The 16,818-nt window shown below is 45.2% G+C and carries 19 protein-coding genes; 10 read left to right on the forward strand and 9 right to left on the reverse strand.

Annotation, left to right across the window (positions count from 1 at the left end; translation table 11 throughout):
• Window positions 1-50: 50 nt before the first annotated feature.
• Window positions 51-920: an SDR family oxidoreductase gene (locus V7S65_RS11830; protein WP_336386998.1), complete on the reverse strand. Its 870-nt coding sequence runs from the start codon at window positions 918-920 to the stop codon at window positions 51-53.
• Between the two features lie 70 nt (window positions 921-990).
• Complete coding sequence (locus tag V7S65_RS11835) at window positions 991-1,851, reverse strand: helix-turn-helix domain-containing protein (protein WP_336386997.1); 861 nt, start codon at window positions 1,849-1,851, stop codon at window positions 991-993.
• A gap of 248 nt (window positions 1,852-2,099) precedes the next feature.
• Here V7S65_RS11835 and V7S65_RS11840 point away from each other — a divergent pair, with 248 nt between their 5' ends.
• Window positions 2,100-2,813 carry a 3-keto-5-aminohexanoate cleavage protein gene (locus V7S65_RS11840; protein ID WP_336386996.1) on the forward strand — a complete coding sequence of 238 codons (714 nt, stop codon included), beginning with the start codon at window positions 2,100-2,102 and terminating at the stop codon, window positions 2,811-2,813.
• Between the two features lie 52 nt (window positions 2,814-2,865).
• Here the strand turns inward: V7S65_RS11840 and V7S65_RS11845 are convergent, their stop codons facing one another.
• The 3 genes from V7S65_RS11845 to V7S65_RS11855 are packed head-to-tail and all read right to left on the reverse strand — an operon-like array spanning window position 2,866 to window position 4,527.
• Complete coding sequence (locus tag V7S65_RS11845) at window positions 2,866-3,756, reverse strand: glycoside hydrolase family 43 protein (RefSeq protein WP_336386995.1); 891 nt, start codon at window positions 3,754-3,756, stop codon at window positions 2,866-2,868.
• 59 nt (window positions 3,757-3,815) lie between these two features.
• A complete protein-coding gene (locus V7S65_RS11850; RefSeq protein ID WP_336386994.1) occupies window positions 3,816-4,259 on the reverse strand; it encodes a tetratricopeptide repeat protein in 444 nt (147 codons plus the stop codon).
• A 34-nt stretch (window positions 4,260-4,293) separates the two neighbouring features.
• The gene (locus V7S65_RS11855; protein WP_336386993.1) at window positions 4,294-4,527 is read right to left on the reverse strand and encodes a hypothetical protein; all 234 of its coding nucleotides are present in this window, start codon (window positions 4,525-4,527) and stop codon (window positions 4,294-4,296) included.
• Window positions 4,528-5,080: 553 nt separating this feature from the next.
• Here V7S65_RS11855 and V7S65_RS11860 point away from each other — a divergent pair.
• A complete protein-coding gene (locus V7S65_RS11860; protein ID WP_336386992.1) occupies window positions 5,081-6,526 on the forward strand; it encodes an amino acid permease in 1,446 nt (481 codons plus the stop codon).
• 7 nt (window positions 6,527-6,533) lie between these two features.
• On the opposite strand, the gene V7S65_RS11865 is transcribed toward V7S65_RS11860, so the two are convergent.
• Window positions 6,534-7,718 (reverse strand): hypothetical protein, encoded by a 1,185-nt coding sequence (locus tag V7S65_RS11865; RefSeq protein WP_336386991.1) that lies wholly within the window; start codon window positions 7,716-7,718, stop codon window positions 6,534-6,536.
• A 14-nt stretch (window positions 7,719-7,732) separates the two neighbouring features.
• Window positions 7,733-8,170: a hypothetical protein gene (locus V7S65_RS11870; protein ID WP_336386990.1), complete on the reverse strand. Its 438-nt coding sequence runs from the start codon at window positions 8,168-8,170 to the stop codon at window positions 7,733-7,735.
• 319 nt (window positions 8,171-8,489) lie between these two features.
• Between V7S65_RS11870 and V7S65_RS11875 the strand changes: the two genes are divergently transcribed.
• From V7S65_RS11875 to V7S65_RS11890, 4 genes are all read left to right on the forward strand, one after another.
• Window positions 8,490-9,254 (forward strand): hypothetical protein, encoded by a 765-nt coding sequence (locus V7S65_RS11875; RefSeq protein WP_336386989.1) that lies wholly within the window; start codon window positions 8,490-8,492, stop codon window positions 9,252-9,254.
• A 64-nt stretch (window positions 9,255-9,318) separates the two neighbouring features.
• Window positions 9,319-9,837, forward strand: coding sequence for a sigma-70 family RNA polymerase sigma factor (locus V7S65_RS11880; RefSeq protein WP_336386988.1), 519 nt, complete (start codon window positions 9,319-9,321; stop codon window positions 9,835-9,837).
• Between the two features lie 15 nt (window positions 9,838-9,852).
• Window positions 9,853-10,122, forward strand: a complete 270-nt coding sequence (locus V7S65_RS11885; protein WP_111577460.1) for a hypothetical protein — start codon at window positions 9,853-9,855, stop codon at window positions 10,120-10,122.
• A gap of 257 nt (window positions 10,123-10,379) precedes the next feature.
• Entirely contained in the window at window positions 10,380-10,793 is a 414-nt protein-coding gene (locus V7S65_RS11890; RefSeq protein WP_111577461.1) for a VOC family protein, read from the forward strand.
• 79 nt (window positions 10,794-10,872) lie between these two features.
• Here the strand turns inward: V7S65_RS11890 and V7S65_RS11895 are convergent, their stop codons facing one another.
• Window positions 10,873-12,219, reverse strand: a complete 1,347-nt coding sequence (locus V7S65_RS11895) for a hypothetical protein (RefSeq protein ID WP_336386987.1) — start codon at window positions 12,217-12,219, stop codon at window positions 10,873-10,875.
• Between the two features lie 119 nt (window positions 12,220-12,338).
• Between V7S65_RS11895 and V7S65_RS11900 the strand changes: the two genes are divergently transcribed.
• The 4 genes from V7S65_RS11900 (at window position 12,339) to V7S65_RS11915 (ending at window position 15,696) form a co-directional block, all read left to right on the forward strand.
• The gene (locus V7S65_RS11900; RefSeq protein WP_336386986.1) at window positions 12,339-13,466 is read left to right on the forward strand and encodes a hypothetical protein; all 1,128 of its coding nucleotides are present in this window, start codon (window positions 12,339-12,341) and stop codon (window positions 13,464-13,466) included.
• Between the two features lie 172 nt (window positions 13,467-13,638).
• Window positions 13,639-14,436 (forward strand): hypothetical protein, encoded by a 798-nt coding sequence (locus V7S65_RS11905; protein ID WP_336386985.1) that lies wholly within the window; start codon window positions 13,639-13,641, stop codon window positions 14,434-14,436.
• A gap of 11 nt (window positions 14,437-14,447) precedes the next feature.
• The gene (locus tag V7S65_RS11910; RefSeq protein WP_079470097.1) at window positions 14,448-15,347 is read left to right on the forward strand and encodes a LysR family transcriptional regulator; all 900 of its coding nucleotides are present in this window, start codon (window positions 14,448-14,450) and stop codon (window positions 15,345-15,347) included.
• A gap of 79 nt (window positions 15,348-15,426) precedes the next feature.
• Window positions 15,427-15,696 carry a hypothetical protein gene (locus V7S65_RS11915; protein WP_079470098.1) on the forward strand — a complete coding sequence of 90 codons (270 nt, stop codon included), beginning with the start codon at window positions 15,427-15,429 and terminating at the stop codon, window positions 15,694-15,696.
• 23 nt (window positions 15,697-15,719) lie between these two features.
• Here V7S65_RS11915 and V7S65_RS11920 read toward each other — a convergent pair whose 3' ends face one another.
• Entirely contained in the window at window positions 15,720-16,796 is a 1,077-nt protein-coding gene (locus V7S65_RS11920) for an NADH:flavin oxidoreductase (protein WP_336386984.1), read from the reverse strand.
• Window positions 16,797-16,818 lie beyond the last annotated feature (22 nt).

The following is a 16,818-nucleotide window of genomic DNA, read 5'->3' on the forward strand; positions in this document are numbered from 1 at the left end:
CAGAAAGGATGAATGTAATCCTTTCTGGCTATACTAAAACGCCTGCCAGGTTAAGCCCCCGGACGTTTTAACTCCTGTTGCATGGCTCTTTTGGTTGCCCTATCGATCAGCTTTTCAGGCAGCAGGGATATCAAAAAAGTTTGTATGGCATGAGGCCAATAGGGCATAATACTCTTTCTGCCACAACCCACAATGGCCAGCACATGTTTTGCATAGGTGGCCGCGGCCGGCCTCATAAAGGTGACAGGCTTTTTATTTGTCCCGGTGTTTACACTACCGGTTATTATTGAAATCACTTCCACATTTTCTAATTCACGGGCCAGCGAAATGGAAAAGGCATTGTTATATGCCTTTGAGCCTGCATAAACCGCTAAATAGGGAGGTGGGAACAGGCCCGCATACGACGAAATATTTAATATAAGCGCCTGTTTTCCCAGTTGTGGCAGCAAACTACGGGTAAGCTGTGATGGGAAGGCCATGTTAAGCGTAATTGTTTCATCAATTTCGTCAGCAGAAAAATCAGCGAGTGCATTCATCGGCCCTATCCCTACGTTATTAACCAGTACCGTCACAGGTAAATGCTCAATTTCTTCCACATTCACCCGGCTTTTCCTGCTTCCATCATGTAACAGGAGAACTACCCTACACTGCGGGTTATCCGTTTCAATTTCCAGTTTCACCGCCTGTAATTTCTCTTCGTTCCGGCCATGTAAAACGATATTAAAGCCTTTCTTTGCCAGTGCCATAGCGATAGCCTTCCCGATTCCGTCGGTTGCGCCGGTGACAACAGCAAAGGCTCCCGGCGTCAGGTACTTTTTAAGATCCGTGCGACGGATATAAGGATAAACAAACTTTATCCCCCTGAATAAAAGCCATAGCAGGCATACTACTCCTACCGTAAGAATGATGTGGGTTCCCATTTGTTATTTTCCTGCAAAGTTATCAGCAGCTATTCACCCGTAAAATGGATGGATAAGGGGAACTATTGGATTATTTGCGGCAATTGTGTCGGAATTGCAATGGCGGCTGGCCTTCGGCATTAGAAAAATAGCGGGTAAAGTAAGCATGGTCAGTAAAACCCAACTGCCAGGCTATTTCCTTAACGGATGCATTTGTTGCATACAATAGTCTTTTTGCTTCTGTAATGATAGTTTGTTGTATCCAGAAACTTACTGTGAATCCCGTTGTCTGTTTTACGGCATCGTTCAGGTATGCAGGGGTTATATTTAACAGGGTAGCGTAAGCAGAAGTAGTTTTATGTGTTTTAAACTGTTGCAAAAGTAACCGTTTAAATTGCTGTGTTAAAAGATGCGTGCGTGATAAAGATGCATCCCTATTTTCCTGTCGGCGATAAGCAGAAGCGAACATTCCAATACCGGTGCTGATTAATGAATACATTACCTGAGGCATAAAATTCAATTGCCGGCGGTTTTGCGCTATGGACGCCATCAATTCAATACAATCATTCAGGGAAGCACTTTCTAAGCCGGATAAGGCTAATGGTGTGTTTTGAAAATAGTAATCATCAAAAATTCTCCTGTAATCTTCCTCCACAAAATTAGTATCAAGTGTGATCAGCCATGCTTCAGTATTATTATCTGCTGTAACGCCATAATGAATTTGTCCGGGTAACACGCACAAGACCATACTTTCAATTAATTCCACTTCTTTAAAATCAATAACGATCGTACTTTTGCCTTTTTTTTGAAAGATAAACAGGTAATGGTCATCCCTGCGATGTGCTGCTTTTTTGTAAAAATCTTCTTTATTCTGCGTTCCAATAAATTTGTTGATACTTATCTCCTGGTCCGTAATGTCTTTTAACGATTGTGTAAGAATATTATCCGTCATCAGCAGCTTTTTAAACGATTAAAGCTATGATAAAAAGCTCAACCGGTATGCTAAAAATAATGATGAAAGAAGACAAGCCCTGCCCTGTTGCCGCAGCAGGTAAATACCCACTTCAGGGAAAAAATACTGCAATCTGATCACCCTCCTCCACAGCGCTGGCGCTCCTGCTTTCGGCCGGCACCGGCGAAAAAGCTGATCATCAAAATACAGGTATCATTTATGCAGTGACCTCAAAAACGCCACGAAGTATGTTTATAAAAGCAGCATTAAATGGTTCCAGGTCCAAAGCCGATCATCCGGATATTCCGGTTACCACAGCTGAGCTGGTGGCAGCCGCCACAAGCGCTGTTCTTGCCGGGGCGGGCGCTATCCATTTTCATGTACGTGACCACAACGGTAAAGAAACCCTGGAACCACAGTTTGTGAATGAACAGGTAAAAGCCGTAAAGGCAGCTGTGCCGGAAATCCCGGTAGGCATCAGCACCGGCGCCTGGATAGTACCCGATATCAGCCAGCGGCTTGCATATATCCGCGAGTGGGAAGTACTGCCCAACTTTGTGTCTGTAAACGGGCATGAAGCTGGTTTTGAACACATCATACAGGCAATACTCGATAAGAAGATAGGTGTGGAAGCGGGCCTCAACTCCGCACAGGCAGCCACTAATTTCAGTAGCAGCGGGTTACTGAAGGAATGTTTCCGCTTGCTAATTGAACCGGAAGAGCAGGAGCTGACGGCAGCACTGGCAACGGTGAAAGCCATTGAAGATAAGCTTACTGATAAGCAGCCGCATCAAACCGTGGTATTGCATGGTTTTGACAGTACCTGCTGGGAAATACTGAAAGTGGCTAAATATAAGGGCTACGACCTGAGGATAGGATTTGAAGACACCTTGCTGGACCCATCCGGCGCCATTGCAGAAAGCAACGAAGCGCTGGTGAAAGCAGCCTTTCACTGGAGTTGATTATTTCTTTTCCAGGCCGAGCCTATTACTTTCATAATAATAGGCACTGCATTTAATATGCCATCTGTACTCCTTCGGAGGTCATGATAACCCGTTTCATGGTATCGTCGGGATTATAATGCAGATAGTCGATACACACCGAGCGCCTGTGACTTCCTCCATTTTTCAGTCCGCCGTTGTGATAAATAAAATAAGATCTGCCTTTGAAATCCAGTATTGCCGGCCTGTTTGTTTCGCAATTTCCGGCCAGTTCATTTAAGATTCCCTTAAACTCCCACGGACCTTCCATACTCCGGCTCATGGCATAAGCCACCCTTTCCGGCATCTGGTAGCCATAGGAAAGATAGTACCAGCCGTTGCGTTTATGCAGGTGTGTGCCTTCTTCAAACCCCGGCAGGTCCAGTGTGTTTATCGGCCCGTCCAGTTCAGTGAGATTGGGTTTCAGCTTCGCATAAAAGCACTGTCCGTTCCCCCAGAAAATATATGCCTGCCCGTTGTCGTCGATCATCGCGGTTGGATCCAGGTTAGCTTTTTCATGAACGCCTGATGGCAGCATATCAAGGGTGATCAATGCCGATCCACGGGCATCTTTAAACGGACCAGCCGGATTGGTGGCCTCTGCCACACCAATGGCCGAACCTTTAATGGTAGCATGTGCTACGGCCACATACCAATAAAACTTATCGTTGTGTGCGATTACTTTTGATGCGTAAGCATTACCGCTGGCCCATGAAAAGTCTGTTGCTTTTAATGGAACAGGATGTTCCGTCCATTCCGTGAGGTTGGTGGATGAGAAGCACAACCACTCGTTCATTACGTAGGCTTCCGCTCCTACGGGTGCTTCGTCGTGGCCGGTGTATAGGTATATGGTATTATTGTGGACTATTGCGGTGGGATCGGCAGTGAATTTATGCCGGATTATTGGGTTTTGATGAGATAGCATGATCTGTGGGTTTGGTTTTCAGCAGGTAGGTTATCGAGAATTGTGCCATGTGACGCAAATTAGTCTATTACACCTTTTTCCTTTGCCTGCCTAAGCCAAATGCCAGCAATTCTTTCATTTCTAGGTATCCCTATTCCATAGTAGTAACATCTCCCAACCTCATATATTGCCTGATTATTCCCAAGTAATGCAGCATTTAAATAACAATCAAATGCCTTCTTATAGTTTTTCTTAACTCCTGTTCCGCTTTCATAACAAATGCCTAAATCAAAATATGCATTACTGTGATTCCCTTCTACAGAACTCATAAAATATTCAACAGCTAAAGAAGGATTCTTTTTCACAAATGTTCCATATAAGTACCAAGTGCCTATAGCGTAAAGTGCCTCTGCATTTCCCTTATTTGCAGATTGTTCCAAAAGATTAAATGCAACCCCTAAATCGGGGGATTCTTTTTGCATTTCAACAAAAGCTTTTCGAAGTAAAACATTTCCTTTTGCCATTTATTTAATTTTTATCTAATATAACACATATCACTCAGTCGTTGATGGCTTCGGTGGTGTTTCCGCCGGAGGTGTTGGTGCCGGTGTTGGTGCAGGAGGCTTTACTAGCTTCACTGGCTTTGCGGGCTTTGATGTAAATGTTAATATGATCTCTGATAAGAATAAGGTGAGTACCAATACCTACTGGTCCGGTTGACGGAAAGATGTTCTGGGAATAGGTAAAAGGACTTGCAAGAAAAGCACAGAAAAATAAAAAACAATACTTCATAGTCAAGGCTATTACGGTACAGGGTCGATAAATAAAAATGATAATCAAGACTAATGCTGCAGTCCATCGATTACATCATTATCTGTTGATCAGGGCTAACGTTTATAAAAAAACGATTTAAAATTGGCTAACTATTCTCTTTCACATAAAAATCTGGGTAACACTTTCAATTCATTCACTAAATTATGATAAAAAATTAAACCTCAAAATCTTTTTAAACATTCCATATCTACAAGCCGTATTCTAAATATTACTAACATGTTTTTACCGGGCATAGTGTATAGGGAGTGTATGGGAAGTGTATCATGAGTGTATGGGGAGTGTATGGGAACAGTATGGGGAGAGTATAGGGACTGTATAGGAACTGTATAGGAACTGTATAGGGAATACGACACATATACGACTCCTAAGTATCCAAGAAGTAACTGAGAAGTATCCAAGAAGTAACCCACACATCCGCCTGCTCTTCCTTAACAAACCGGAAAATTTAATCCCGGTCTCCATTTCTGCCGAAATTACCCCAAATTGCAGCCTTATCCAGCAATCATAAACATTGAACGCAACAAACGAAAAAACTGAAGAAAAAAGCCTTAAAAGAGGATTACAGAACAGGCATATCCAGCTGATTGCCCTGGGCGGCGCCATAGGCACCGGCTTATTCCTGGGCATAGGCCCGGCAGCCGTACTGGCAGGACCCTCTGTTATTTTGGGCTATGCATTGGCCGGCATCATTGCTTTCTTTATTATGCGCCAGCTGGGCGAAATGGTGGTGGAAGAACCGGTATCGGGCAGTTTTAGTCATTTTGCCTATAAATACTGGGGCTCATTTGCAGGTTTTTCTTCGGGATGGAATTACTGGATTCTTTATATCCTGGTGAGCATGTCGGAACTGACTGCCATCGGCGTATATGTGCATTTCTGGTGGCCGGAGATCCCGTTATGGTCTTCCAGTCTTTTTTTCTTTATTGCTATTAATGCGTTAAACCTGAGTTCTGTTAAAGTATATGGAGAGGCAGAGTTTTGGTTTTCCATCATAAAGGTAGTGGCGATCATCGCCATGATCGTTTTTGGCATTTATTTACTGATAAGCGGAAGCGGCGGCGCCCAGGCCAGTATTCAGAATCTCTGGAACGACGGCGGATTTTTCCCGCGGGGATTATTGCATGCCGACGGTAAAGGCGGTTTCCAGGGATTGTTTGCAGCCATTGCGCTGATCATGTTTTCATTTGGCGGGTTGGAACTGATTGGTATCACCGCCGCAGAAGCGGACCAACCGGAAAAAACAATCCCAAAGGCCACCAACCAGGTGATTTACCGTATCCTGATCTTTTATGTAGGCGCGCTTGTTATCCTGTTTTCTTTATCGCCGTGGAAAAGTATTACTACCGACAGCAGTCCTTTTGTAATGGTATTTGAGAGCCTGAAGGGATTCCAGTTTTCTCTTTTGGGCAAAACCATCTATTTCACCAGCCTGATTGCAAATGTGCTGAACCTGATCGTTTTAACCGCGGCCCTTTCCGTTTACAACAGCTGCGTATACAGTAACAGCAGGATGTTGTACGGTTTGTCGAAGCAAGGCAATGCACCCGCATTTCTATCTCAACTAAATAAAAATCATGTTCCTGTAAAAGCGATTCTCGTGTCGGGGTTGTTTGCTGCGATCTGTATTGTGGTAAATAAAGTGATCCCTGAAAAAGCGCTGGAGGTGCTGATGTCGCTGGTGGTGTCTTCACTGATCATCAACTGGCTGATGATTACCGTGGTACACCTGAAATTTAAAAAGAGCAAACGGGACGCGCAGATCCAAACAAAATTCCCTTCCTTTATTTACCCGGTGTCCAATTACATCTGCCTGGTGTTCCTGGTGGGTATCCTGATCCTGATGTGGATAACGGGGATGAAGCTGCCGGTAGAACTGATCCCGGCATGGGTGGTGTTTTTGTATGTTTGTTTTTTGCTGGTGAAGAGGAATAAGGTCAGGAAGGTGATACCATCCTGACTCATCACTACTTCATCACCTGGTTAAATCCGTACCGCAAATTGATACTCGCTATAAAAGCGCTGAAAGGGTCTTTCTCTTTCAGGTAATTATCAATGCCTGCTTCCGCCACAATCCAGATGCTTTTCGCAACCCTGAATTCAGTGCCGAAATTGAACAGCAGCGACTTTTCCAGGTTATCATAGTTTTGATACTTAAACTGCGTTTCCGCAAATCCCCTGAAGCCGGAGGTGCCCAGGTAGTAGCGGACATTCACCGTTGCATTGATGAAAGTACTGTCTTTAAACTCCGACCGGGGCAGGCTAAAACTACCACCCAGCAACAGCTGACTGCTTTTCCCGATGCCCAATGCCCAGGTGAGCCAGGTGTTGAAGGAGGCGAAGCCGGCATTTTTCACCAATGAGTCGCGGGATTGCCCTATCCATGCAATGGCGCCATCCAGGCGGGTAGCGTTCCAATGTTCGCTTTTAAACTTTTCTATCAGGTCATCTACTGCTGCGTAATATTTCTTTTTATCGGTGTCGTATCCTTTTTTAAAAGCATCGTAGCTGGCCTGTAAAGCGGAATCGGGATTTTCTTTGAGATATGCTTCCGCTTTATTTTCTGCGAAATCCCAGAACTCTTTATCGTGCTCTACTCCATACTGTGCGCGCTCTGCAGGTGGCACTTCCTTATGTACAATAATGATCCAGTTATTTTTAAATTCCCGGAGCGCTAACTGTGCCTGTTGTTGTGCAACAAAAACAGCTCTTCTTTTTGCAGCATTCAGTAACAGGTCGTCTTTCTTCCTGACAATAGAAAACCGGTAGCCTACGGCCAGTTTAGAGGATACATTCCCGGAGTCGACAATCGCACCGATACTAAAGGAAGAGTTGTACCAGAACTTCCTTTTGCCATAATCTTCCAGTGTCCAGTTTTTGCTGGCCAGTTTACCGGGGGAAAATTCCACCGCGAAATTTCGTGGGATCACGCCCGGGCTGTTTGAATAAAACGGGGATAAACTGAGCGCAAATTTTTGAATATCCGATGGGCGCAACAGGTTAGAAGGATCTGCTCCCAACGCTTTAAATGCCGGCATGTCCGGCACAGAAAAGTTTAGCAGGTAATGCTCGGTGCTGTCTGTTTTAAACTGCGCAGATGCCTGAAAAGAAATCAGGGATAACAGCATACATATTTTTCTCAGTGCTGACATACATGTGTTTTAAATCAATCCTGTTTAGCGATTAACTGCAGTAAAATATCTTCCTGTTTGCCGGTAACGTCTGCACCTAATGTAGCGGTGGCGCCATAGCCAACCTGATCGCTGCCTATTACTTTGGCGGTATTGAAATCGTCGCCCTGCAACACACTTACCCTTAATTTATAACCGTTGTCGTCCTCATACTTCCTTACCCTGAAGGAAATATCCAGTACTCTTTTATCAAAATTTATTAGTGGTTCACCGGGTTTGTAGTCGTTTTGAACGAGGTAATAATCCGGTTGCGGCAGTTCGTTGCTGTTTTGCCGGAGGGGCTTTGTTAATATGGGCAGTTCATCGGCGGTGGCCGCCCACATCTGGTAGATGTAAGTAATAAAGTAGATGCCGGTCATTTCTATCCTTATCCAGATTTTTCCGCCATCAGGTTCATAGGCTACCTTTTTCATGATATACAGATTAGAACCTAAAAATAGATATTCTGGCGAGACAATGGTATAATTCTTACTACTTCTTAAAAAAAAGTGCTTAACAAAGGATTAACCAATTACACTACTCACTCCGTTGTAATGCCTATAAATACTGGATCTCCGGGAAAACACCGGCTCCATCCCCTTCCCCCAATAACAACGCCGGCTACTATTTTACCGGCAGGAAAAAAATACTTCCAAAATGTATTACCCAAAACGATAATTGATTTGTCTTATTAATAACGATACACTTTTCCGGAAGAGAGGTCTCGAATTAAAAACGCTAAATAATAAAAAAATGGAAAGTACAGTGCGTCAGCAAGTTTCTATTATTGAACATTATCTTAAAAATTATAAAAAAATCAACAAAATGATTTTAAGAGTTCTGACTTTTCTATTGTATATTTTTTTTATCTCCAACGATGCTTCGCGTCTATCAATTAAAAACCCAGCTGATTTTACCGTTGTTAATGATGATCATGAGGAGGTTTCTTTCTATTTAGACAATATGTCCGGTATAAATTCCACTATTACATTCAGTCCTGCAGCAGCAACGGAATTTAGTACAACTACATCATTCAATATAAACAATGAAATAGAAATTGAGTGTATCAAGGGGAACAGTTGGAATTCAAAGCGGGTATACCTGATAAAGTTTAAGCGAGTCGTCAATAAACAGATGCGTTTACAGGTAATAAAAGATAATAGTGAGTTATATAGAGACAATAGTGGGCTATACAAAGATAATTGCGAGTTATGTAGGGATAATAGTGGGTTATGCAAAGATAATAGTGAGTTATTTAGAGATAATAGTGGGCTATGTAAAGATAATAGTGAGTTATGTAGAGATAATAGTGGGCTATATAAATATAATAGTGAGCTATGGAAATACAATAGTGAGTTGTGCAAAAACAAAATCGGGTTATATAAGGCTAATATTGGATTATGTAAAAATAATAGTTGGCTATATAAAGAATCATCTTGCAAAAAGATACTCAAACAATATAAAACAAGGGACAACAAATCATTCAATCTGATCACACATAGATTTCTCACCGTTTAGTCAGCATTAAATAATGCTAAAAAACAATTGATTAATTATTCACTTTAATTAAACAGGGAATCATATGTCTGACCACAACAACAACTTCAACGAAAGTTATGGAGAAATAAAGCTGCGGATTGAAAAACGTTTTCCCAGTTTCGACCCGGAAGATGTAAGGGATGCGATAGGAACCGCTATACTGGGCATTTTCCTGAGAAGAAATGACGAGGTTATTAACAATTTGGAAAGCTATCTTATGAATGCAACAAGATTCAGATTAATAGGTGAAGCTAAACGTAAAAAAGAGAATAAGGCAAAAGAGCGCTCAGTAACCCAGGCGATATATGATTCGGAAAACCCAAAGGTAGAAATAGATCCCTGGGACCGTGCGTATTATACAGAATTTATACGGGAAAATATTCACAGGCTAACAGACCGGCAGCAGGAAGTGATCCTGCTTACATTGGAAAATAAGAGTATAAAAGAGATTGCCGCAAAGCTAAAGGTCAGCAGAAATACAGTTAAAAAACATAAAGACAATGCAAAGAAAATCCTTTATTCCATTTTCAAATCGAAAGAAGCCGATTTCTTCACTCAATAATATAATCCTCCATTTATGCTGAAAATTTCAGATCTCGCAAGCTTGCTGTTAAAGTTTCATCAGAACAAATTAACAGATTACGAAAGGCAACTCCTTGATGGCTGGAAGAGCGAATCTGCTTTTAATCAACAGAAGTATAACGAAATCACTAATCCGGAACTAGCTGAAAAGAAAATGCAACTATTACTTGACACAATGGGGAACCCACGCCCTTACCCGCCTGGGAAAAGAAAACGCAGTTATAAAACAAAGAAGAGTAAAAAATGGGGCTTCCATATGTCCTGATCACTCAAAATCTTTGTGCGTTCTTTTTGTGGAACCAGCCCTGCTAAAAGTAAGAACTGTATTAAAGGCAACAGTACGCCTTTAATACAGTTCTTTTGTTTTATGTTTAAAATGCCCTGTCCGCCCCGTTTCCCTCCAAAATGATTACCTTTTTATAAAAAAGCCCAGATTTCTTTTTCTGCTGCTGACATAAGGTTGTCATACCCGCCTGCTACTTTTACATCAGACAATAAAAATTTCATCCTAAAACAATCCATATGAGCAACACAAACATTTTAAGAGGATTTGCCACACTGACCTTTTACGCAGCAGACCACGAAGCCGCAAAAAAATGGTACACTGAGTTAACCGGTATTCCTCCTTACTTTGAAAAGCCCGGCTATGCAGAGTTTCGCCTGGGCGACTATCAGAACGAACTGGGTATTATCGACAGCAAATATGCGCCAAAATCAGCCGGCAACGGACCCGGCGGCGCTGTTATTTACTGGCATGTAGATGATATCCACGCGGGGTTGGAAAAATTACTGCAACTGGGAGCTACCGCCTTTGAACCTGTTACAGAGCGGGGACATGGATTTGTTACAGCCTCCGTGGTGGATCCTTTTGGCAATATACTGGGCATTATGTACAATCCTCATTATGTGGAGGTATTGAAAGCCAACGAAAAATAACACCACCGCCGGTTAGGGCCTTTTTCCCAACCGGCTTTTTTTATTTATAATTATTTTCCGGGAGATAGACCAGCAGCAGTTATTGCTGTAATGCAATCACAGCACTATCTTTTGTAAAGCGGGTGTCCTTTACGGCGCCGGTGCCATTGAACCGGTACTGCACACCAACAATGCCGGAAGGCGGATTGGCGATCGTGAGTGCAGCGGCGGCGCTGTCGTTTACAAAAAACTGCATATGCCTGTCTTTTGCCACCACACGGAGTTTGACCCATTTTGTCAGGTCGGCGCCAAATTTTGAGAGGTCGGTATTCCTGCTGTTGATGGCAGTGCCGGCGGCAAACAGGGAGAGATCCCCCACGCATCCGGGAGCGCACAGCGGGATGGAGATCAGGTCATTTTTGCACAGGATCAGCACTTCTACCCGCTGACAGGCAGCTGTACCCTGCTGAAAATCGCTTTTCAGGGTTGTTTCAAAAGTAAAGTGATCCGTTTTTATGTCGCCGAGGAGTTGTACATTATAGAAGCGCAACGCGGGAGGAACGGGTTGCAGCAGAACGTGATACGCCGACAACAATGCTTCGCTCACTTCTATTCCGTTTCCTTTTGCTACTTCGCTTTTCCGGAAATACAGCGGCGTACCCGGCTCCTGTTCTATCATGGCGAGCCAGCCACCGGAGCCGATCATCAGGTCGTGTTCCTTTATGATCTGCTTATCCACCATTAATTTTGCCTTGAAATAACCCGGCTCGTAGTAAATAGCCGTGTATGTTTCTTCTTTTGCAGATACGGGTATTTTCCTCCTGATATCCCAGGTTTGTGCAATGAAAACAGAATCATTCCCTGCTGCTGCGGCGTTATAATTGAAAATAACAGAATTGGGTACGCCATCCGCTACCACTTTATTGGAGCTAAAGGAAAAAGCGGTTGTATCAAGCGGTTTCCCCGGTTTGGTATTGGATAACAGTAAGGCATATACGAGGATTCCCAGCGGTATCAGGCCCAGCAACCAATAAGTCCATTTACTACGTTTCCGCGGCGTTGCGGCGGAGGCATCGCCAGGCGCCGTATTTACAGACGTGATATCATCACCTGGTAAAAGCCCGGTGGTTTCATCACCGCTTGCCGCAATAGTATCAGGTCCCGGCAACAAGGTAACAAGGCGTTTAAACTCCCGCCAGTCCGCATACCCGGCAAACTGCGCCAGGGTGTTCAGCGTGGTGGTGGCAGGCATATTGGTGTACTTCAGTTTTCCCCACAGCCGTTTCAGGGTGGTAACACTCAATATTACCCCGGTGGCTTCTTCTATAGCTACACTTAGTTTTTCAAAATCATAGCTGGTCCATTCGCTGGCGTCGCCCCGGTTTAACCGGGCTTCTGCCAGCTCCAGACATTTTCGTATGTAATTAATCTCAAAACTATTATTCATTCCCTGGTAGTCTGTTACAAGCTTGCACGGATTTGCACACACTTGATGCGCCAATGATTCGTCCTGAAATTAGTTATTATTCAGATTTGCTGCAGCATTTAAAATTAAAAATACTGGTCATGACAAAAATCCGCATCGCGTGCTTATTCCTATTGCTTCCATTATGCGTAGCAGCACAAAAAAAGAAACCTGGCCAACAGGAGGTTATCAAGGTACCGCTGGAAGCCGGGCACTGGGCATTCCAGCCCGGCACCGTGGAATTTATCACCTATAAATCGGTGCCGGCCATGAAGCTGTTGCACTCCAACGACACTGCAGTGCTGAAAGATCTCGACTTTACCAACGGTACCATTGAATACGACGTACAAGCTACCTCCCCTTTCACGTCGTTCTATTTCAGGCGTATGAGCCGGAAAGAGAATGAGTGTTTCTATTTCCGTATGCCCTCTTCCGGTAAAGGCGATGCCGTACAGTATGCACCGCATATCGATGGTATTAACCTGTGGGATATGCTGGATCAGTACCAGTCGGTAGCCTGGTTTTCCAACGACGACTGGAACCATGTGAAGCTGGTTATTTCCGGCAAACAAATGCGGGTATATGTAAACGATACCTCCCGGCCGGTGCTGGAGGTACCGCGACTGGAAGGCAACACCTGGCATGGCGGCCTCGCATTCGACGGACAGGCAATCATTGCCAACCTGGTGGTAAAACCGGATCAAACGGAAGGATTGCCCCCCGGTGAAGGCATTGATATCACCAACAATGATGCTTCCTATCTCCGCACCTGGCAAATTTCCCAGCCAATGAATACCCCCGAAAAGATTGATTTCAGTATGGCATGGAAGCCCGGCACGGATGCACCCTGGGAAACCATCCGGGCCGAAAGAAGAGGACTGGTCAACGTAACCCGCAAATTTGGCAGCGCTGAAAACCGCGCCCGGCGCATTGTGTGGCTGAAAACAAATATCCGCTCCGCCGTAGCGCAAACCCGGCAGCTACACCTGGGCTTCAGCGACGAGGTATGGGTTTTCATAAACGGAAAGTACCTGTATGTAGATAAAAACCGGTACGGTTCCCCGCTGCTGAAGCAACCGGATGGCCGTTGCACCGTGGATAACGCGTCCTTTCCCCTCCCATTGGTAGCCGGCGACAATGAAGTACTGATTGCCCTGGCCAACGATTTTTATGGCTGGGGAATAATGGCCAAACTGGATAAGTTTGAAGATATGACCTTCGACAAATAACCACTCCTTCCGCCAGGCAGCCCCCGTGAGGGTTGCCTGGCTTTACGGGGATTACCGCATTCCCCGTCTCTCCCGGAAAAAAATACCCGGAAAACACCGCTCCAAAAATATCATGCAGAAATAAGTACTTAAATAGTGGAAGTTTATTTTGTTTCCAATAACTTTAGGTACCATGAAACAGACATTGGCAGATACTGAGCTGACCGGGCCGGTACAGCAAATGAAATATGCTACCACAGACCCCGATGGCAAATATTACGGGTACGAACTCTCCTTTTTTGATGAAAAAGGATTATTGCTCAAATGGGAAGATTATACCGCCGGCCACGAATTGGATAAAACCCTCGTTTATACTTTTGACGACCAGGGAAACCTGCTGGAAAAAGCGCTGACCTCCGCAGCGAAAGGGCCTATCTACAAAAACAGCTATTTTGAAAACGGCACCCTGAAAGAATGCATCGAATATTATGGGGAAGATACCTTCTACACCCGGTATGATGAAGCAGGTAATGTGCTGGAGCAACTGGAAAACAACGATCCCCTGCCCGTAGAGGAAGATCCCTACAATGAACAATGGGAAACCAATACCAGCACAGATGACGATGGCTGCCGGACAGAAATTACCCGCTACTATTCTTTTGATGCGCTGATGGAAATCACTAAAAGTAAGTATAACAGCCGGCAGCAATTACTGGAAGAATACAAATTCCAGGACGCCGACAGTTTGGCCGGTAACCAGGCAGTAGAAACCATCACTTGCCAGTACAATGAACACGGACATCTGATTGCGAAAATATCCGACAAGGTTACCGCCACCGGTACCGTGGAAAGAACGGTGCACCGGTACGAGTTTACCTACGACCTTCATCATAACTGGATAGAAAAAGTGGAAATCATGAACAACAGGATAACGGATTATAAAGACAAGGTCCGTTTTATCCGCCGGAGAGAGATTTTATACGCTCCATAAAATTTGCGCACATGCTATCTAACCGTCACCAGATCTTTATGGAAGTGGCCCATCAGAAAAGCTTTTCAAAGGCCAGCCAGGCGTTGTTTATTTCACAACCGGCGGTAAGCACACATATCAAAGGGTTGGAAGAACAATATAAAACCAAATTATTTGAAAGAAAAGGTTTGCAGATAGAACTGACAGACGCCGGTCAGCTGCTGTACAACCGCCTGCTTACCGTACGCCATATACAACAGGAAACCGAGTTCGACATTTCCGTGATCCACGACCAGCAGCAGGCCACCGGCATGCTCAACCTGGGCGCCAGCACCACCGCAGCACTGTATATATTACCCAAAGTAATGTCGGCCTTTCACCGCGAGTACCCGCTGGTGGATATTTCCCTGCTCAACCGGAACAGTGAAATTGTATTGCAGGCACTGCTCGACAAAGAAATTAATATAGGCGTTACCGAAGAAAAAGGACAACTGAGCAATATTACCTACCAGCCTTTCCTGAAAGACCAGATAGTAGCCGTATGCAGCCACGACAATCCCCTGGCCCGCAAAAAGAACTACCCGCTGAAAGAAATCCTGCAGATGCCGGTAGCCATCCGGGAGCGCGGCAGCGGCACCCTGGAAGCGCTCAAAAAAGGACTGCAGAAAAGCAAGATCCGGCTCAACGACCTGAAAATAAAAGTCAGGCTGGGAGGCACCGAAGCCCTGAAAAACTTCCTGCTGGAATCCGGCTGTGTAGGATTCCTGTCTACCCGCTCCATCGCTAAAGAGCTGCAACACGGCGAGTTAACCATCCTCTCCTTTGAAGGGCTGCGGATAGAACGTAGTTTTTATTTCATTCAACGCAAAGGCGAAACCAGCGACCTCAACAAACGCTTTATCAAAATGGCCAGATCCATTTATAATTATTAATTATAGGTCATAATATTTTCATATAGCCAGGATTATAAGCTATGGGCTACATTTGAACCATACAAAATAACCTGTTGACATGAACATGCTTTTTTATTACGACGAACTGTACAAAGCGGCTGTAGAAAGAATTAACAAGCTGGTAGATATCTCTGTTACCCAGAAGAATGCGTTAATCCAGCGGCTGAAAAGCCAGGCCCCATTTCTCGCCACCACTACCGAAGATATAGACCTGGTTGCCCAAAGAATGATGAATTCCCTGGGAATGGTATTATGTCCGGATGCTGCGGCAGATTTTGCAGGAGGCAGCAAGCTCCTCGAAATGGAGATGCTGAATAATGGTGAATAACCTCCTGCGTCCCGAACGGAATATTACTGTACCGGCGGAAAAGGCTCCGCCATTCCCCGCTCAAAAGGTGTGAACGGTTCCCCTGCGGCCACACGTGCCGGCCAGTTTGGATTGGCAAGTGCCGCTTTTCCGAGCGAAATAAGATCCGCATGTCCTTCCGTTAACGCCCTTCCGGCCACGGCCAGTTCTTCCATGCCGCCGTTGGCAATTACCGGCCGTTGAACAATACGTTTAGCCATGCCCGTAAGTGTTTCCCCATGTGCATAGGCGCCCAGTTTTTCCCAGGTGCTGCCTTCCCCTGAAATATGAATATAATCCGGTGATACCTTTCTTACTTCTTCAAGTAGTGCTGCTGCCGTAACAGCGCCATCCGGCCAGCGATACGTGAAGTTATTCACTTTGCCTTCCGAGAGACGCAGCCCGATAATAAAATGCGGAGGCACTGCCTGCCTGATCGCAGTGATGATTTCCGCGATAATACGGAAACGATTCACTACAGATCCGCCGTATTCATCCTCCCGCAGATTGGTGTATTCCGTTAAAAACTGGTCCGGCAGATAGCCATTGGCGGCATGCACTTCTATGCCATCAAATCCGGCGGCCACGGCGTTGACAGCCGCCGCGGCGTATCCTGCCACTGCGGTGGCGATGTCTCCGGGTGTCATGGCGGCAGGAATCGGGAAAGGACCATCGCCACCACCGTAGGAGCGCAGCTTACGCCCCAGCGGCGTTACCACAGAGGGCGCCAGCGTATGCGATAAATGCTGCGATAACGCGCCGGCATGCATCAGCTGCGCAATGAATAAGCTGCCGTGTGTTTTCACTTTCGCTGCCAGCTCCTGCCAGCCGGCCACCTGTTGTGGCGTTACCAGCCCCGGCTGATGCGGATACGCCTGGCTGGCCACCGCATCGGTATATAATCCTTCGGTGATGATGATCCCAAAACCACCGAGGGCAAAACGTTCGTAGTAAGCGTGCATAGCGGCAGTAGGAATGCCCTGCAATGTAGCGCTGGCGCGACTCATAGGCGCCAGCACCACCCTGTTCTTTACAGATTGCTGCGCCAGCATAACAGGCGCCAATACCGGGTGTGTTGTCATATCTAAAACTTTAGTGCAAAGT

Source organism: Chitinophaga sp. CCNWYY40 (genome assembly GCF_037483205.1).
In the GTDB taxonomy this organism is placed as follows: domain Bacteria; phylum Bacteroidota; class Bacteroidia; order Chitinophagales; family Chitinophagaceae; genus Chitinophaga; species Chitinophaga ginsengisegetis.

Excerpts from the sequence above, each read along its gene's own strand:
- V7S65_RS11865 (WP_336386991.1), bottom strand. The coding sequence starts at position 7,718 with ATGTCAGCACTGAGAAAAATATGTATGCTGTTATCCCTGATTTCTTTT.
- V7S65_RS11915 (WP_079470098.1), top strand. The coding sequence starts at position 15,427 with ATGAACATGCTTTTTTATTACGACGAACTGTACAAAGCGGCTGTAGAA.
- V7S65_RS11885 (WP_111577460.1), top strand. The coding sequence starts at position 9,853 with ATGCTGAAAATTTCAGATCTCGCAAGCTTGCTGTTAAAGTTTCATCAG.
- V7S65_RS11905 (WP_336386985.1), top strand. The coding sequence starts at position 13,639 with ATGAAACAGACATTGGCAGATACTGAGCTGACCGGGCCGGTACAGCAA.
- V7S65_RS11875 (WP_336386989.1), top strand. The coding sequence starts at position 8,490 with ATGGAAAGTACAGTGCGTCAGCAAGTTTCTATTATTGAACATTATCTT.
- V7S65_RS11890 (WP_111577461.1), top strand. The coding sequence starts at position 10,380 with ATGAGCAACACAAACATTTTAAGAGGATTTGCCACACTGACCTTTTAC.
- V7S65_RS11855 (WP_336386993.1), bottom strand. The coding sequence starts at position 4,527 with ATGAAGTATTGTTTTTTATTTTTCTGTGCTTTTCTTGCAAGTCCTTTT.
- V7S65_RS11830 (WP_336386998.1), bottom strand. The coding sequence starts at position 920 with ATGGGAACCCACATCATTCTTACGGTAGGAGTAGTATGCCTGCTATGG.
- V7S65_RS11900 (WP_336386986.1), top strand. The coding sequence starts at position 12,339 with ATGACAAAAATCCGCATCGCGTGCTTATTCCTATTGCTTCCATTATGC.
- V7S65_RS11895 (WP_336386987.1), bottom strand. The coding sequence starts at position 12,219 with ATGAATAATAGTTTTGAGATTAATTACATACGAAAATGTCTGGAGCTG.
- V7S65_RS11850 (WP_336386994.1), bottom strand. The coding sequence starts at position 4,259 with ATGGCAAAAGGAAATGTTTTACTTCGAAAAGCTTTTGTTGAAATGCAA.
- V7S65_RS11845 (WP_336386995.1), bottom strand. The coding sequence starts at position 3,756 with ATGCTATCTCATCAAAACCCAATAATCCGGCATAAATTCACTGCCGAT.
- V7S65_RS11840 (WP_336386996.1), top strand. The coding sequence starts at position 2,100 with ATGTTTATAAAAGCAGCATTAAATGGTTCCAGGTCCAAAGCCGATCAT.
- V7S65_RS11880 (WP_336386988.1), top strand. The coding sequence starts at position 9,319 with ATGTCTGACCACAACAACAACTTCAACGAAAGTTATGGAGAAATAAAG.
- V7S65_RS11870 (WP_336386990.1), bottom strand. The coding sequence starts at position 8,170 with ATGAAAAAGGTAGCCTATGAACCTGATGGCGGAAAAATCTGGATAAGG.
- V7S65_RS11910 (WP_079470097.1), top strand. The coding sequence starts at position 14,448 with ATGCTATCTAACCGTCACCAGATCTTTATGGAAGTGGCCCATCAGAAA.
- V7S65_RS11920 (WP_336386984.1), bottom strand. The coding sequence starts at position 16,796 with ATGACAACACACCCGGTATTGGCGCCTGTTATGCTGGCGCAGCAATCT.
- V7S65_RS11835 (WP_336386997.1), bottom strand. The coding sequence starts at position 1,851 with ATGACGGATAATATTCTTACACAATCGTTAAAAGACATTACGGACCAG.